Source organism: Buchnera aphidicola (Protaphis terricola), assembly GCF_964059145.1.
GTDB classification, from domain to species: domain Bacteria; phylum Pseudomonadota; class Gammaproteobacteria; order Enterobacterales; family Enterobacteriaceae; genus Buchnera; species Buchnera aphidicola_BP.
Genome location: NZ_OZ060405.1, coordinates 34,876 through 53,362 on the forward strand (window position 1 = coordinate 34,876; position 18,487 = coordinate 53,362).

The 18,487-nt window shown below is 26.0% G+C and carries 13 protein-coding genes and 4 tRNA genes; 4 read left to right on the top strand and 13 right to left on the bottom strand.

Annotated features, from left to right (window positions below; genetic code table 11):
* Positions 1-341: 341 nt before the first annotated feature.
* From rpoC to murB, 13 genes are all read right to left on the bottom strand, one after another.
* Complete coding sequence (gene rpoC, locus AB4W67_RS00170) at positions 342-4,571, bottom strand: DNA-directed RNA polymerase subunit beta' (protein WP_367682570.1); 4,230 nt, start codon at positions 4,569-4,571, stop codon at positions 342-344.
* Between the two features lie 68 nt (positions 4,572-4,639).
* Positions 4,640-8,668, bottom strand: a complete 4,029-nt coding sequence (gene rpoB, locus AB4W67_RS00175; protein WP_367682571.1) for a DNA-directed RNA polymerase subunit beta — start codon at positions 8,666-8,668, stop codon at positions 4,640-4,642.
* 212 nt (positions 8,669-8,880) lie between these two features.
* Positions 8,881-9,249, bottom strand: a complete 369-nt coding sequence (gene rplL, locus AB4W67_RS00180; RefSeq protein ID WP_367682572.1) for a 50S ribosomal protein L7/L12 — start codon at positions 9,247-9,249, stop codon at positions 8,881-8,883.
* Between the two features lie 70 nt (positions 9,250-9,319).
* Complete coding sequence (gene rplJ, locus AB4W67_RS00185; protein ID WP_367682573.1) at positions 9,320-9,817, bottom strand: 50S ribosomal protein L10; 498 nt, start codon at positions 9,815-9,817, stop codon at positions 9,320-9,322.
* Between the two features lie 165 nt (positions 9,818-9,982).
* A complete protein-coding gene (rplA, locus tag AB4W67_RS00190) occupies positions 9,983-10,675 on the bottom strand; it encodes a 50S ribosomal protein L1 (RefSeq protein WP_367682816.1) in 693 nt (230 codons plus the stop codon).
* A 3-nt stretch (positions 10,676-10,678) separates the two neighbouring features.
* Positions 10,679-11,107, bottom strand: coding sequence for a 50S ribosomal protein L11 (gene rplK / locus AB4W67_RS00195; protein ID WP_367682574.1), 429 nt, complete (start codon positions 11,105-11,107; stop codon positions 10,679-10,681).
* Between the two features lie 27 nt (positions 11,108-11,134).
* Positions 11,135-11,680, bottom strand: a complete 546-nt coding sequence (gene nusG / locus AB4W67_RS00200) for a transcription termination/antitermination protein NusG (RefSeq protein ID WP_367682575.1) — start codon at positions 11,678-11,680, stop codon at positions 11,135-11,137.
* Between the two features lie 3 nt (positions 11,681-11,683).
* Positions 11,684-12,067, bottom strand: coding sequence for a preprotein translocase subunit SecE (secE, locus tag AB4W67_RS00205; protein WP_367682576.1), 384 nt, complete (start codon positions 12,065-12,067; stop codon positions 11,684-11,686).
* 200 nt (positions 12,068-12,267) lie between these two features.
* Positions 12,268-12,340: transfer RNA gene (locus AB4W67_RS00210), tRNA-Thr, on the bottom strand.
* A 12-nt stretch (positions 12,341-12,352) separates the two neighbouring features.
* A tRNA-Gly gene (locus AB4W67_RS00215) sits at positions 12,353-12,424 on the bottom strand.
* 5 nt (positions 12,425-12,429) lie between these two features.
* A tRNA-Tyr gene (locus AB4W67_RS00220) sits at positions 12,430-12,511 on the bottom strand.
* 4 nt (positions 12,512-12,515) lie between these two features.
* Positions 12,516-12,588, bottom strand: a tRNA-Thr gene (locus tag AB4W67_RS00225).
* 138 nt (positions 12,589-12,726) lie between these two features.
* Entirely contained in the window at positions 12,727-13,509 is a 783-nt protein-coding gene (gene murB, locus AB4W67_RS00230) for a UDP-N-acetylmuramate dehydrogenase (RefSeq protein WP_367682817.1), read from the bottom strand.
* Positions 13,510-13,909: 400 nt separating this feature from the next.
* Here murB and metF point away from each other — a divergent pair, with 400 nt between their 5' ends.
* The 4 genes from metF to AB4W67_RS00250 all read left to right on the top strand — a co-directional run bounded on the left by metF (position 13,910) and on the right by AB4W67_RS00250 (position 18,455).
* Positions 13,910-14,797, top strand: coding sequence for a methylenetetrahydrofolate reductase (gene metF, locus AB4W67_RS00235; protein ID WP_367682577.1), 888 nt, complete (start codon positions 13,910-13,912; stop codon positions 14,795-14,797).
* A gap of 441 nt (positions 14,798-15,238) precedes the next feature.
* Entirely contained in the window at positions 15,239-16,447 is a 1,209-nt protein-coding gene (locus AB4W67_RS00240) for an argininosuccinate synthase (protein WP_367682578.1), read from the top strand.
* 71 nt (positions 16,448-16,518) lie between these two features.
* On the top strand, positions 16,519-17,898 hold the full coding sequence (gene argH, locus AB4W67_RS00245) for an argininosuccinate lyase (RefSeq protein ID WP_367682579.1): 1,380 nt from the start codon (positions 16,519-16,521) through the stop codon (positions 17,896-17,898).
* Between the two features lie 119 nt (positions 17,899-18,017).
* Positions 18,018-18,455 (top strand): rhodanese-like domain-containing protein, encoded by a 438-nt coding sequence (locus AB4W67_RS00250; RefSeq protein ID WP_367682580.1) that lies wholly within the window; start codon positions 18,018-18,020, stop codon positions 18,453-18,455.
* The last annotated feature ends 32 nt before the right edge of the window (positions 18,456-18,487 follow it).

Here is an 18,487-nt window from a genome sequence, read left to right on the forward strand (position 1 = left end):
TAAGTTGATATTTTATATAATTTAGATCAATATTTAGTTAATATCTTATTTTTAAAAATTTGTTTAATATAAAAAGATGAATTTAATGTATTTAATAAAATTTAAATATATAATATATCTAAAAAAAAATAAAAAGATAGTATAAAAAAAACATATATTTTCTTAAATAAAAATTTATATATAATATTTTTTTAAAAAAATTAAATTAATATTATTAATAATTTTTAAAATTTTAGTATTTAACTATTTAATTTTTTTTAGAATAATGTATTTTAAGATTTTTTTAAATTATTTTGGCTGCTGTTAATAGCAGCCAGATTTTTATTATTTATATATAATTTTTATGTAAGAGTTGAATTTAATAATTCTGATAAACTTGCAGATGCCTCCTCAGCACTAACTTGAGAAGATGTATGATTATTACTTGATATTTGATTATTATTTATAGATTTTCGACGATTAAGACGCTCTTTATGATAAGCATATCCAGTTCCTGCTGGAATTAATCGACCTACAATAACGTTTTCTTTTAATCCTCGTAATTCATCTTTTTTACCTGCTACTGCTGATTCTGTTAGTACTCGAGTTGTTTCTTGAAAAGAAGCGGCAGATATAAATGATTCTGTTGCAAGTGAGGCTTTAGTAATTCCTAGTAAATCTCTTGAAAAAGTTGCTAATGTTTGATTTTTTTTATTTAAAATTCGATTTGAAATTTTTATTCTAGAAAATTCAACTTGCTCTCCATCTAAAAAATTAGAATTTCCTGATTTAGTTATGGTAGCTTTTCTTAACATTTGTCTTATAATTACTTCAATATGTTTATCATTAATTTTTACACCTTGTAGACGATATACTTCCTGTACTTCATTCACAATGTATTTAGTTACAGCTTGAACACCTCTTAAACGAAGAATATCATGTGGTGATTCTGGACCATCTGATATTACATCACCTTTTTCTACTCTTTCACCTTCGAAAACATTTAATTGACGCCACTTTGGAATCATTTCTTCATATGTATTATGCCCATTTATTGGAGTAATAATTAATCGTCTTTTTCCTTTTGTTTCTTTTCCAAATGATATAATTCCACTAATTTCTGCTAATATTGCTAATTCTTTTGGTCGTCTTGCTTCAAATAAATCTGCAACTCTTGGAAGCCCTCCAGTTATATCTTTAGTTCCTCCAGATTCTTGAGGTACTCTTGCTAGAGTATCACCTGAACTAATTTTAACACCATCATTTAATTGAATAATTGCTTTTCCTGGTAAAAAATATTGTGCAGGCATTTCTGTGCCTGAAATAAGTACATCTTTTCCTTTTTCATCAATAATTTTTAATGAAGGTCTTAAATCTTTTCCAATAGACATTCTTTCAGAGGTATCTAATACTACAATAGAAGATAATCCTGTAAGTTCATCTGCTTGTCTTGTAATGCTTTGACCATCAATCATATCTATAAATCGAACAAATCCATTTACTTCTGTAATAACTGGAATAGTATGTGGATCCCATTTTGCTATAGTTTCACCTGAATCAACTTCTTCACCATTTTTTTTAGCCATTATAGATCCATAAGGTATTTTATAACTTTCTTTTGTTCTTCCAAATTTATCAATAATATTTAGTTCAACATTTCTTGATGTTATAACTATTTTTCCTGAAGAGTTTGTTACAGATTTTGCATTATTAAGATTAATAATACCTTTATTTTTAATTTGAATGCTAGATTCAGTCGCTGCTCTTGAAGCTGCTCCACCAATATGAAAAGTTCTCATAGTTAATTGAGTACCTGGTTCTCCTATAGATTGAGCTGCAATTACACCTATAGCCTCTCCTTTATTGACTAAATGTCCACGAGCTAAATCTCTTCCGTAGCAGTATGCACATACACCAAAGTCAGTATCACAGTTAACAACTGATCTAACTTTTATAGTATCTATAGAATTTTTTTCTAAAAGATCGCACCATTGTTCATTTAATAAAGTATTTCGTTTAATTAATATTTTTTCAGTATTAGGAATTAATATGTTTTCTGCGGTTACACGTCCTAAAACTCTCTCTCGTAATGGTTCTTTTACATCTCCACCTTCTATCAATGGAGTCATTAAAATACCTTCATGTGTTCCACAATCATTTTTAGTAATAACTAGATCTTGAGCTACGTCAACAAGACGTCGTGTTAAATAACCAGAATTAGCTGTTTTTAGTGCTGTATCAGCTAATCCTTTTCGAGCTCCATGAGTTGAAATAAAATATTGTAATACATTTAAACCTTCTCTAAAATTAGCTGTAATAGGGGTTTCAATAATAGAACCATCAGGTTTTGCCATTAATCCTCTCATACCAGCTAACTGACGAATTTGAGCAGCTGAACCTCTAGCTCCTGAATCTGCCATCATAAATATACTATTAAAAGAAATTTGTTTTTTTAATTTACCTTTTTTATTTTTTACTAATTCTGTGGATAAATTTTTCATCATTGCTTTTGCTACTCTTTCATTTGCTGCAGCCCAAATATCAATGACTTTATTATATCTTTCACCTGCTGTTACTAGTCCTGATTGGAATTGCTCTTGTATTTCAGCAACTTCAATTTCTGCTTCATTAATAATATTTATTTTTTTTTCAGGTATCACCATATCATTAATACCTACAGATGCCCCAGATCTTGCAGCATATGCAAAACCTGTATACATAATTTGATCTGCAAATGTAACAGTAGGTTTTAATCCTAAAATTCGATAACAGATATTTAACATTTTAGAAATATCTTTTTTCCCTAATGTTTGGTTAACTATATGAAATGGTAAACCTTTTGGTACAATCATCCATAAAATAGCTCTTCCTATAGTAGTTTCTACTATTTTTTTAATTGGAATAAATTCATTATTTTGATTTTTTTCATACTCTATTATTCTAACTTTAACTAAAGAATGTAATTCAGCAATTCCTAGATGATAAATTTTCTCTGCTTCATTAGAATTATTTAAAAACATTCCTTCCCCTTTTCCATTTATTTTTTCTCGAGTCATGTAATATAATCCAAGAACTACATCTTGAGAAGGAACAATAATTGGCTCTCCATTAGCTGGGGATAAAATATTATTTATTGACATCATTAAAGCTCGAGCTTCCAGTTGTGCTTCTAGTGTTAATGGAACATGAACAGCCATTTGGTCACCATCAAAATCAGCATTATAAGCAGCACAAACTAATGGATGTAATTGGATTGCTTTTCCTTCTATTAAAATAGGTTCAAATGCTTGAATACCTAATCTATGTAAAGTAGGTGCTCGATTAAGTAATACAGGATGTTCTCGAATTACTTCATCTAATATATCCCATACAACAGATTCTTCTCTTTCTACCATTTTTTTTGCAGCTTTAATAGTAGTTGCTAATCCTCGTACTTCTAATTTTCCATATATAAATGGTTTAAAAAGTTCCAAAGCCATTTTTTTAGGCAATCCACATTGATGAAGTCTTAGATAAGGACCAACAGTAATAACTGATCTTCCTGAGTAATCTACACGTTTTCCAAGTAAATTTTGTCGAAATCTACCTTGTTTTCCTTTAATCATATCAGCTAGAGATTTTAAAGGTCTTTTATTTGAACCTGTTATAGCTCTTCCTCTTCTTCCGTTATCTAGAAGTGCATCTACTGCTTCTTGTAGCATTCTTTTTTCATTACGTACAATAATATCAGGTGCAGATAAATCTAATAATCTTTTTAATCGATTATTTCTGTTAATTACTCTTCGATATAAATCATTTAAATCAGATGTTGCAAATCTTCCACCATCTAATGGTACTAATGGTCTAAGATCAGGAGGTAAAACTGGTAGAACAGTAAGAATCATCCATTCTGGTTTATTGTTTGATTGTATAAATGATTCAATTAATTTAATTCTTTTAGTTAGTTTTTTACGTTTTGTTTCTGAATGTGTTTCATTAAGTTCTGTTCTTAAGTTTTCACATTCTTTTATTAAATTCATTTCTTTTAATAATAATTGAATTGCTTCAGCTCCCATTTTAGCATGAAACTCATCTCCAAATTCTTCTAATGCATCTAAATATTGTTCTTCTGTTAAAATTTGATTTTTTTCAAGGTGAGTTAAACCTGGGTTAACAACTACATAAGATTCAAAATATAGTACTCTTTCAATATCTCTTAACGGCATATCTAATAATAAACCAATACGTGACGGTAAGGATTTTAAAAACCAAATATGAGCTGTAGGAGAGGAAAGTTCTATATGACCCATTCTTTCACGTCTAACTTTGCTTTGTGTAACTTCTACACCACATTTCTCACAAATAACACCTCGATGTTTTAATCTTTTATATTTTCCACATAAACATTCATAATCTTTAACTGGACCGAAAATACGAGCGCAAAATAATCCGTCTCGTTCTGGTTTAAATGTACGATAATTAATAGTTTCTGGTTTTTTAACTTCACCAAATGACCAAGATCTAATTACATCAGGAGATGCTAATGAAATTTTAATAGCATCAAAATCTTCAGTTTTAGTTTGGGCTTTTAAAAATTTTAGTAAATCTTTCACGCATGAGCTCTCATTGGAGTGAAACTTTTGAAGGTTTTAAGTCTTTATTTTTAAAATTAATAAATATTTTATTCATTTTCTAATTCAATATTAATTCCTAATGAACGAATTTCTTTTAATAATACATTAAAGGATTCTGGCATACCCGGTTCCATTTGATGGTTTCCATCTACAATATTTTTATACATTTTAGTTCTTCCATTGACATCATCAGATTTAACAGTTAACATTTCTTGTAAAGTATAAGATGCTCCATATGCTTCTAGCGCCCAAACTTCCATTTCACCAAATCGTTGTCCACCAAATTGAGCCTTTCCTCCTAAAGGTTGTTGTGTTACAAGACTATAAGAACCAGTTGATCGAGCATGCATTTTATCATCTACTAAATGATTGAGCTTTAACATATACATATAACCAACTGTAACAGGTCTTTCAAATTTTTCTCCTGTTCTTCCATCAAAAAGTAAAATTTGACCAGATATAGGTAGGTTGGCAAATTCTAACATTTTTTTAATCTCATTTTCTTTAGCACCATCAAATACTGGTGTCGCAATAGGAAGACCTTTTCTTAAATTTTTTGCTAAACATAATATTTCTTCATCTGAAAATTGGTTTAAATTTATTTTTTGTCTTAAATTATCTCCTAAATCAAATGTTTTTTGAATAAATCGTCTTAAACGAGAAATTTTTTCTTGTTTTTTTATCATATCATTAATTTGATCACCAATGCCTTTTGCTGCCATTCCTAAATGTGTTTCCAATATCTGTCCGATATTCATACGTGAAGGTACTCCTAAAGGATTTAGAACAATATCTACTGGTATTCCATATTGATCATATGGCATATCTTCAACAGGATTGATTTTAGAAATTACTCCTTTATTTCCATGTCTACCAGCCATTTTATCTCCAGGTTGAATTTGACGTTTTACTGCTAGATAAACTTTTACTATTTTTAAAACTCCTGGGGCAAGATCATCACCTTGTATAATTTTTTGACGTTTTATTTCAATTTTTTTTTCAAATTCTTTTTTTAATTCATGATGTTGTTCCATGAATTTTTCCATTTTTTTATTTATATCTTTGTTCTTAACATCAATTAAAAACCATTTTTCAAAAGGCAAGTTATTTAAATATTCTATTTTAACATCGAAGGAGAGAAGTGTTTTTTTAATTTTTGAAAATAAACTTAATTCAAAAATTTTAAATTCTTCTGTAAGGTCTTTTTTTGCTTTTTTAATTTGCATTTCTTCAATTTCTAACGCTCTTTTATCTTTTTTTACACCGTCTCTTATAAAAATTTGTACATCAATTACTGTTCCAGAAACTCCATTAGGAACTCTTAATGATGAATCTTTTACATCAGATGCTTTTTCACCAAATATAGCACGTAATAATTTTTCCTCTGGAGTTAATTGTGTTTCTCCTTTTGGCGTAACTTTTCCTACTAGAATATCTCCACCAGTAACTTCTGCTCCAATATATACAATACCTGATTCATCTAATTTACATAAAGCTGCTTCTCCTACATTTGGTATATCTGAACTAATTTCTTCAGGTCCTAATTTAGTATCTCTAGATATACAAGATAATTCTTGAATATGAATTGTAGTAAATCGATCTTCTTGTACAACTTTTTCTGAGACTAATATAGAATCTTCAAAATTGTATCCATTCCAAGGCATAAAAGCTACTCTCATATTTTGTCCTAATGCTAATTCCCCTAAATCAGTAGATGGTCCATCAGCTAATACATCTCCTTTATTAACTTTTTCATTTAATTGAACACATGGTTTTTGATTAATACAAGTATTTTGATTAGAACGAGTATATTTTGTTAAATTATAAATATCTATACCTGCTTCACCTAAGTATATTTCATCTTCATGAACTTTGATAATAATACGAGATGCATCTACATATTGAATAATACCACTTCTTTTTGCTACAATAGTAACTCCTGAGTCTACAGCGACTGCTCTTTCCATTCCTGTACCTACTAATGGTTTATCAGTTTTTAGAGTAGGAACTGCTTGTCGTTGCATATTAGCACCCATTAAAGCTCTATTTGCATCATCGTGCTCAAGAAAAGGAATCAACGATGCTCCAACAGATACAATTTGTTGAGTAGATACATCCATATAATCAACTTGATTAGAATTAAATAGACTTGATTCACCTTTATGTCTGCAAGTAACTAAATCATCAATGAAATAATTATTTTCATCTACATTTGTATTAGCTTGCGCAATAATATAATGTCCTTCTTCTATTGCAGATAAATAATGTATTTCTTTTGTTACTAATCTATTTTTTACTTTTCTATAAGGTGTTTCTAAGAATCCATAAGAATTAGTTCGTGCATATACTGATAAAGAATTAATTAATCCAATATTAGGACCTTCTGGAGTTTCTATAGGACATACTCGTCCATAATGAGTTGGATGAACATCTCTTACTTCAAAACCAGCTCTTTCTCTTGTTAAACCACCTAATCCTAATGCTGAAATTCTTCTTTTATGCGTAATTTCTGATAAAGGATTATTTTGATCCATAAATTGAGATAATTGACTAGAACCAAAAAATTCTTTTACAGCTGCAGATATTGGTTTAGCGTTAATCATATCTTGAGGCATTAAAGCTTCTAAATCTCCAACTGATAATCGTTCTTTTACAGCTCGCTCAACTCTTACTAGCCCAAGTCTGAATTGATTTTCTGCCATTTCTCCTACAGATCGAATACGTCTATTTCCTAAATGATCAATATCATCCACTTCCCCTTTTCCATTTCGAATGTCAATTAATTTTTTTATAACATCAATAATATCTTCTTTATTTAAAGTTCCTGATCCTTTAATTTTTTTACGTGATAAAGATCTATTAAATTTCATTCGTCCAACACATGAAAGATCATATCTATCTTCAGAAAAAAATAAATTTTCAAATAAATTTTCTGTAGCTTCTTTTGTAAGAGGTTCACCAGGCCTCATAACTCGATAAATTTCCATTAATGCACTTGTTCGATCATTTGAAGAATCAATACGAAGTGTATCTGAAATATATGGACCGTGATCCAAGTCATTAGTAAATAGTGTTTCAATATTTTTAAAATTTAATTTTCGTAATTTATTTAATGCTTCTAAAGATAATTCAGTATTAGCTGAAATAATTATTTCGTTTGTTATTGGATGTAAGTAATTTTTTGATACTATTCTACCTAAAATATATTCTACTGGAACTGTAATAGATTTAATTTTAAATTTTTTTAATTCTTGTATATGACGTGCAGTAATACGACGTCCTTTTTTTACATATATTGTTCCATTTTTTTGAATATCAAAAGATGCGGTTTCACCTCTCAATCTTTCTGAAATTAATTCTAATTTAATTTTTTTTTCATGTATTTTAAAAATATTTTTTTCAAAAAATAAATTTAATATTTCTTCTGTATTATAATTTAGTGCGCGTAAAATAATGGTTACTGGTAATTTTCTTCTTCTATCAATTCTAACAAATAGATTGTCTTTTGGGTCAAATTCAAAATCTAACCAGGATCCTCTATATGGAATAATACGAGCGTTGTATAATACTTTTCCAGAAGAATGTGTTTTTCCTTTATCACTATCAAAAAATACACCAGGACTACGGTGTAATTGTGATACAACAACTCTTTCTGTACCATTAATTATAAAAGTTCCATTATTTGTCATCAATGGTATCTCGCCCATATATACTTCTTGTTCTTTAATATCTTTAACTGTAGGTTCTATTATATCGCGTTCATAAATTACTAATCTTAATTTTACTCTTAATGGTGCAGAATAAGTGGCACCTCGTATTTGACATTCTTTAACATCAAAAGTCGCTTTTCCTAATCGATAACTAACATATTGTAATTCAGAATTACTATTATATCCTCGAATAGGAAATATAGATTGAAAAGCTGCTTCTAATCCTTGTTGCCCATCTGGATCTACTTTAATAAATTTTTTATAAGAATTTAATTGAATTGAGAGAAGATATGGTATATCTAAAATTTGAGAACGTTTACCAAAATCTTTTCGAATACGTTTTTTTTCGGTATAAGAATAAACCATAGGGTTCCTAAGCTCGCTGAAAGAAAAAAATTAAAACTGATATTGTTTGATCTAGAAGAAGAGATAGTGCTATAAATTAACTATTTTAATCTTAAAATAATTTGTTTTATTTAAAAATTTTATATACTTTTTAAGTATTTTTTTATAAAAGGGCTGGTGAATTAAGAACACCAGCCATATATGGAAGTTAATTAAATTAAAATAAAAGTATTTTATTTAATTTCGATTTCAGCACCAACATCTTCTAAAGTTTTTTTAAGCGATTCTGCATCTTTTTTATTCATATTTTCTTTTAAAACAACTGGTGCAGATTCTACTAAATCTTTAGCTTCTTTTAGTCCTAATCCTGTTGCACTACGAACACTTTTAATTACTGGAACTTTATTTGGACCAATAACTTTTAATATGACATCAAATTCTGTTTTTTCTTCAACTGTTTTGTTTTCATGGTTATTATTAGATTGCATTGCTAGATTTGCAGAAACTCCAAATTTTTTTTCCATTGCTGAAATAAGTTCAACAACATTCATAACCGACATTTCTGATACAGCTTCTAAAATTTGTTCTTTAGTAATAGACATAGCAATAATTCCTAATCAAAATTAGAATTATTTTAGATGTTAGATAATCCATCAAAAATAATAACTTCTCTTAAGAAGTTTCTTTTTTCTTTTTTATAGCAGATAATATATAAATAAGTTTTCCAGCAGCTAAAATTTTTAATATTAATAAAAATTTTACTATAGCTTCTTCATAAGTTGGCATATCTGCAAGTTGATTAATTTCTAAACTAGATAATAGTTTACCTTCAAATGCGGCTCCTATAATTTTAAATTTTTTGTTTTTTTTTTGAAATTCTGTAAATAGTCTAGCTCCACTACCAGGATGATTTGTGGAATAAGCTATAAAAGTAGAACCTTTGATATTTTTTTTTAAACATTCAAAATTTGTATTTTTAATTGCTAGAGATAGTAAAGTATTTCGAACAATACTCATTTTTACGCCTAATTTACGTCCTAATTTTCTTAGTTCATTTATTTTATTTACAGATATTCCTTGATAGTTTGCAATGACAGCGGATATAGCTGAATTAGAAATTTGATTTATCTTAGAAACAATTGTTTTTTTTTTGTTTAGATTTAATGCCATTTTATCGTATTCTCCTACATTTTACATTTAGAGAAAAGATTTTTTATTATATTCATGACTGGGAATGTTAATTTTGCTTTGTGATAGAAAAAATTTAATTTTTTAAAAAAAGGGGATATTATTATAAATAATTTTTTTTCTATCGTAAAGTAAAACATATTATTTTTAAAATAAATCAGATTGATCTATAGTTAAACCAACTCCCATGGTACTAGATAAAGTTATTTTTTTTATATATATTCCTTTTGATTGAGGAGGTTTTGATTTTTTTATTGATTTTAAAAAAACATTAAAATTTTCTTTAATTTTATTAGTTTCAAAATTAATTTTTCCAATGGTTGCATGTATGATTCCATTTTTATCATTTCGATAATAAATTTTTCCTGTTTTTGCATTTTTAATTGCTTTTTCAATATTTGTTGTAACTGTTCCTAGTTTAAGACTAGGCATAAGATTTTTTGGACCTAATATATGTCCTAATTGAGTAACAATTTTCATAGCATCAGGTGATGCAATTACAGTATGAAATTTAATACCTTCTGTTTTTATTTTTTCAGATAAATCTTCCATACCAATGTATTCTGCACCAGCTTTTTTAGCTATTGAAATATTTTCCCCTTGTGTAAATACAGCGATTTTAATATTTCGACCAGTTCCGTGTGGTAATATAGTAGTTCCGCGAACATTTTGATCTGATTTTTTTGGGTTAATTCCTAAATTAATAGCTACATCAATACTTTCAATAAAATTAACTTTTGATGAATTTTTCAATAATGAAATAATTTCATCTATATTATATAATTTTGTTAGATTAATACTTTTTTTTATTTTTTTTATTCGTTTATTATTTTTCATTATAACTTAATCCTGAACTATTATACCCATAGATTTAGCTGTTCCTTTAATAGATTTGATCATACTTTCAATATTTGCACCAGTCATATCATTTTTTTTAGTTTTAGCTATTTCTTTAATTTGTAAATTAGTAACTTTTCCTTGAGTTTCTATTTTTGGTTTGCTAGATCCTGATTTAATTCCAGCTGCTTTTTTTAATAAAACAGATGCTGGAGGTGTTTTAGTAATAAATGTAAAAGAACGATCAGAGTACACTGTAATAATTACTGGTATAGGTAAACCTTTTTCTATATTTTCTGTTTTTGTATTAAATAATTTACAAAATTCCATAATATTTACACCTTTCTGTCCTAATGCAGGACCTATAGGTGGACTTGGATTAGCCATTCCAGCAGATACTTGAAGTTTTATATATGCTTGTATTTTTTTTGCCATTTTAAAAACCTTTTAATAAAATATTTTTTAATTTTTTTCAACTTGTCTAAAATCTAATTCTACAGGAGTAGATCTTCCAAAAATAGAAACAGATACTTTTAATCTACTTTTTTCATAATCTACTTCTTCTACAACACCATTAAAATCTGCAAATGGTCCGTCATTAACTCGAATCATTTCGCCTGGTTCAAATAAAGTTTTAGGTCTTGGTTTATCACCAATTTTTCGAAGTCGATTAATAATAGTTTCAACTTCTTTATGACTAATTGGTGATGGTTTATCTGATTTTCCACCAATAAAACCTAATACTCGTGGTATATTTCTAATTAAATGCCATGTTGTATCTGTCATAATCATTTGAATCAAAACATAACCTGGGAAAAATTTATATTCACTTTTTCTACGTTGTCCTCCTCTAATTTCTATTACTTCTTCTGATGGAACCATAACTTCTCCAAAAAATTTTTGCATTTTATTTGATTTAACATGTTCTCGTATTGACTGTGCTACACGACCTTCAAAACCAGAAAATGCTTGCAATACATACCATTTCTTTTTTGAATTTTCATGCATATTTTATAACCTTAAACTAATAGCAAATGTTATTAAATGAAAAATAATACTATCTAAACACCATAAAAGAAGTGATATAATTATTGTTACAAAAATAATGATAAATGTAGTATATAAAGTTTCTTTATAACTTGGCCATATTATTTTTTTCATTTCATTTTTTGATGCATTTATATATAATAAAATAGATTTTCCTTTTTTTGTATATTTTGCAATACCAATTGAAAAAATAATTAAAAATATTATTAATGGTATCCGTATAGAAGAATTTATCGTATTAAAAAAATAGTTGATTAAAAGACACAATATAAGATTAACAGATATAAAAATCCATTTAATTTTTTCTATGTTTTTAGATTTTTTTTGCTTAGAATTATGTATATTCATAATTTCTCCTAGAATTATAAAAATAAAAATAATTAAAAGAAAAAATATGTAAAAAATTTTTAATATTTTATCCATATATATTTTTTTTAAAATACATAAATGATTTTTTTAAATTTTTTAGAGATAATTGTAGGATTATAAAATCTAGGATGAGGTTTTTTGGATTGAATGTTATTTTTTTGAATTTTATTATTAATCAATGCTGATACCCAGATTTGAACTGGGGACCTCACCCTTACCAAGGGTGTGCTCTACCTACTGAGCCATATCAGCAGTAATTTTTTTAGCGGGCAGTGGGAATTGAACCCACATCATCAGCTTGGAAGGCTGAGGTAATATCCATTATACGATGTCCGCATTTTTGGTGGGAGAAGGATTCGAACCTTCGAAGTCTAAGACGGCAGATTTACAGTCTGCTCCCTTTGGCCGCTCGGGAACCCCACCATTTTGCCGGCTACCGGAATCGAACTGGTGACCTACTGATTACAAGTCAGTTGCTCTACCTGCTGAGCTAAGCCGGCTTTATTAAAATGTTTTTATAAAAATAAATACTTTTAATATTATATGTTTTTTCGATTTTATTGCAAGTTTTTTTAAAAAATATTTTTTTATAAAAAATTGTTTTAAAATATTTTAGTTAAAATTAAAAAATAAATATACTAATTATTTTTTTTTAATAAGTCAATTTTTCCTAAAGAATGAATAAAATCAATTTCAGGTTCTAACCAAATTTTAAATTTTTTAAAAATAGATTTTTGTATTATTTTAGCTAATTTTAAAATTTCCCATCCATGAGATTTTTTTTGATTTACTAATATTAGTTTATTTTTTTTATAAATACTTGCATTTCCAATTTTAATATTTTTAAAATTATATTTTTGAATTAACCAAGCTGCTGAAATTTTTATATTTCCATTATTTTGTGGATAATAAGGTATATTTATATAAATAGATAAAATTTTTTTTGCATTTTTTTGAGTAATAATTGGATTTTTAAAAAAACTACCTGCATTTCCTATTTTATCTGGATTGGGTAATTTTCTTCTTCTTATTTTGCATATATTATTATATATTTCATAAGGTGTAACTTTTGTAATATTAATATTTTTTATCAGTGATTTAAAAAATATAGGTTTCCATTTTTTTAATATTTTTATACCGACAGAAATCACTGCATATCCTTCTTGATATTTATGTTTAAATATACTATCTCGATATGCAAATCTACATAGATAGTTTTTAATTCTTATTATTTTTGAAGTTTTTAATGAAATGATATCGACGTATTCACATATATTTTTTAGTTCTAAACCATATGCTCCTATATTTTGAATAGCAGCTGATCCTATACATCCTGGAATTAATGCTAAATTTTCTAGACCAAAAAATTTCATTTTCATTGTATATTTAACTACATCATTCCATTTTTCACCTGAAAAAATATGTAATAGCCAAGATTTTTTTTTTCTTTAATTTTAATACCTTTAATTCGATTAATTATAACAACTCCTTTATAATTTTCTAAAAATAATATATTACTGCCTTCTCCTAAAATTATATAAGGTGTATTAGACAATTTACATTTTTTATAAATTTCTAATAATGATTGAATATTTTGAACAAAAATAATTTTTTTTGCTGTTACATTAATTGAAAATGTGTTTAAATCTTTTAAAGATTTTAAATAGTTTTTTTTTTGTACATATAATTTTTTATGTTTAAGATTTTTTAATTTAAAGTTTTATTTATTAAAACGTTATTTTTTTATATTATAAAATTTTATAATATAAATTTTATGATAATACTATAGTAATTAAAGTATTTTAATGGAGTTCTATAAAAATGAATTTTTTAAAAAATAAATATCATGAAGATATAATTAATCAAAAATTAAATAACTTAAATACGATTATACAATGTTCTTTTGAATTTTTTCCACCTAAAAATATAAATTTAGAAAAAAAATTATTTTCTTCTATAGAACAATTAATTCAATTGAAACCATTTTTTTTTTCTGTCACTTATGGTGCAAATAGTGGTGAGCGTAAAAAAACATATGATACTGTAAAAAAAATATACAATAAAACAGGTGTTATTACTACTCCACATTTAACTTGTGTTGATTCTACACCGAATGAACTAAAAGAAATAGCAAAATTTTATTGGGAAAATGGTATTCGAAGTATATTTGCATTAAGAGGAGATTCAAATAACATTAATTATCAACATAAAATGTATGCTTTTGATTTAGTTTATTTATTAAAAAAAGTTGCTAATTTTGATATTTCTGTAGCAGCTTATCCAGAAATACATCCAGAAGCAAGAGATGCTAAATCTGATATTTTAAATTTAAAGAGAAAAATTGAAGCAGGTGCTAATCGAGCTATCACTCAATTTTTTTTTAATACTGAAAGTTATTTACGTTTTAGAGATAATTGTATAAAAAATAATATCAATGTAGAAATTATACCTGGTATATTACCTATTTATAATTTTAATCAGTTAAAACGATTTTCTGAATTAACTAATGTTCAAATTCCATATTGGATGTTTGAAATATTTAAAGAATTAGATAATGATTTACATACTCAAAAAATAATAGGTACAAGTATAATTATAGATATTATAAAGAATTTATATAAAGAAGGGGTAAGAAATTTTCATTTTTATACGTTAAATCAATCAGATATAGTATACTCTATATGTCGTTTATTTGGTTTTGGGAGTTAAAATATATATATTTTTTAAAAAAATTTTAATTAAATTAGTCGTTATGTTTTAAGATATATTTCAAAGTAATAAAATTATTTTAGATGAGATAACTATTTTATCTAGAAAAAATTAATTAGTATTATTTTTATCTTTTAATTCGATTAAATAATTAAAAAACATTTATTAAAAATAAATAAAATATTTATTAAAAATAATTTTTTAATAAATATTTTAGATAGGTTTTAATTTAATAGCTTTTATCTTATTTTATATATTATTTATTAATAAAATGTCTATTACTAAAATAATACAATTATAAAATTACATTCAATTTAATTCAATTTTTTTTAAATATTTTTCAAACAGCAGGATATTAAAAATTTTAAATATTATATTAAAAAACATATATGTTAATATGTATTATGCTTTTATTTTAATTTTCTTACTAGGGCATAAAAAATGGTTAATAATTTAGAAAAAGTTGTATTAGCATATTCAGGAGGATTAGATACCTCTGCAATTATTCCTTGGTTAAAAGAAACTTATAAAGTTGATGTAATTGCTTTTGTAGCTGATGTTGGACAGTCAAAAAATGATTTATGTGGTATCGAAGAAAAAGCATTAAAGTCAGGAGCGTCTAGTTGTCATATTTTTGATTTAAAAGATGAGTTTGTAGAAAATTATGTATTTCCTATATTAAAAACCGGCGCTTTATATCAAGGTTTATATTTATTGGGAACAGCATTATCAAGACCAATTATAGCAAAAAAACAAGTAGAATTGGCACAAAAAATTGGAGCAAAATTTTTATGTCATGGAGCTACTGGAAAAGGAAATGATCAAATTCGTTTTGAAATGACTTATGCATCTTTAGCACCTAATCTTTCAATTATTGCTCCTTGGCGTGAATGGAATTTAAATTCAAGAGAATTATTATTAAATTATTTGAATAAAAAAAATATTTCTACTACAGCAACTTTAGAAAAAATTTATAGTAAAGATGAAAATGCATTGCATATTTCTACAGAAGGAGGGATTCTTGAAGATATTTGGCAGAAAACAAATAAAGACTGTTGGAGTTGGACAGTAGATCCAGAAAAAGCTCCAGAAGTAGCAGAATATATTTTATTAAATATTGTTAAAGGTTCAGTAGTATCTATTAACAATAAAATTTTAACTCCTTTACAATGTATTATCCAATTAAATAAGATTGGTTCAATACATGGAATAGGACGATTAGATCTCGTTGAAAATAGAATTATTGGAATAAAATCTAGAGGGTGTTATGAAACGCCTGGTGGTACAATTATTTATGTAGCTTTACGAGCTATCGAGCAGTTAGTTTTTGATCGAGAAAGCTTTAAATGGAGAGAAAAAATTGCTTTAGAAATGTCTTCAGTAGTATATGATGGTCGTTGGTTTACTCCAATTCGAAAATCTTTACAATGCGCTATAGATTCATTGTTTTCTGAAGTTAATGGAGAGGTAATGTTAAAATTATATAAAGGTAGTGTTGTAGCAGTTCAAAGAAAGTCTTTAAATTCATTATATTCAAAAGAATATGCTACTTTTAATCAAGATAATGTTTATAAGCATTCAGATGCGGAAGGATTTATTCGTTTATTTTCTTTATCTTCGAGAATACGTGCTTTAACTAAGTTAAAATAGTTTTTATATTTTTTATTTGTATATGTTGATTACTGAATTAATTATTTTATTACTTTTATTAGAGAAAATATATGTCGCTTTGGGGTGGAAGATTCATTAATGAATCGAATAAATTATTTGAAGAATTTAATGCTTCTTTATCATTTGATTATAATTTAGTTAAAGAAGATATATTTGCTTCAATTGCTTGGTCTAAAGCATTACTTGAAATTGGTGTTTTAACAAATATTGAACAAAAAAAAATCGAGTCAGCGTTGATTTCTTTAAAAAAAGAAGTCAATATAAATCCAAAAAAAATTCTTAAAAGTAATTGTGAAGATATTCATAGTTGGATAGAAAAAAACCTTATTAAAAAAATAGGAGATATAGGAAAAAAATTACATACTGGAAGAAGTCGAAATGATCAAATTACAACTGATTTAAAATTATGGTGTAGAAGCAATATAAAAATTTTATTAAAGAATATTTTAAATTTACAGAAACAATTTGTTTTAACAGCCGAAATGAATATCGATGTTATTATTCCTGGATATACTCATTTACAACGTGCTCAACCTATTACATTTGCATATTGGTGTTTAGCATATATTGAAATGTTAAAACGAGATTTTAGTCGTCTAGAAGATACTTTAAAAAGATTAAATATTAGTCCTTTAGGTTCAGGTGCTTTATCAGGAACTGGATGGAATATTGATCGTGAAAAATTAGCTTTATCTATGGGTTTTACTACTTCAACTGAAAATGCATTAGATAGTGTTTCAGATAGAGATTATGTTATAGAGCTATTATCATCTGCATCAATTAGTATGATGCATTTATCTAGATTTTCTGAAGATTTAATTTTTTTTAATTCTAGTGAAGCAAATTTTATTGAACTATCTGATGCTATTACATCAGGTTCTTCCCTTATGCCTCAAAAAAAAAATCCAGATGCATTAGAATTAATACGTGGTAAATGTGGACGTGTTTATGGTTCTTTATTTTCTATTTTAGTTGTTTTAAAAGGTTTACCTTTATCTTACAATAAAGACATGCAAGAAGATAAAGAAAATCTTTTTAACACTATCTATACTTGGAATTATTCATTATTAATATCTTCTTTAGTTTTAAAAAATATTAAGTTAAATCGTCAAATATGTTATGATGCAGCAGAAAAAGGTTACTCTAATGCAACAGAAGTAGCAGATTATTTAGTTAGAAAGGGTATATCTTTTAGAGAAGCACATAATATAGTTGGTAAAATAGTTTTACATGCTATAGATATAAAAAAATCTTTAAGTCATTTAGATTTATCTATATTTAAAAAGTATAGTAATTATATAGAGAATGATATATACGATCACATTACTTTAAGTGCATGTATTAAAAAACATTTATCAAAAGGTGGGGTTTCGTTTAATCAAGTTAAGAAGAAAATTATAAAAGAAAAAATTCGATTAAATATTTCATAAAATTTTTTATTAGTAGTGAATAGTTTTTTATTTCTTTAGGCATTTAATTTTTTTTTAAATGCCAAAAGCTTAATAATTAAGATTATTATAATTTATAATAAATAAAAGGTTATTATTACGTGAATAATATATTATTTTTTATTTCTAATCATTTATTGCTTAGTATTATATGGTTTTTTTTTCTTTTTATGATTATTTTTTTGTCTTTTAATAAATTTAATTTTAAAGGAAAAATAATTAGTAGTTTTGATGCAGTAAAATTAATTAATGAAAAAAATGTTACTATAATAGATACACGGTCTTTAGAATTATATAATGATGGTCATATTTTAAATTCTATTCATATTCCATTAAATAATAATTTTTTAAAAAAAATTCAAGATTTAAATTTACCTTCTATTCAACCTATTATTTTAATAATTAATTTATCAGATAATAATAATAAATATATTCAAAAACTTTTAATTGATAGAAGAAATAATATTTATATTTTAAACAATGGTATGTATTCTTGGAAGACAGATAATCTTCCTATTATTGTAAATAAAAAAAAATAGTTATTAAATAAACTTTTAATTAGAATATTAAA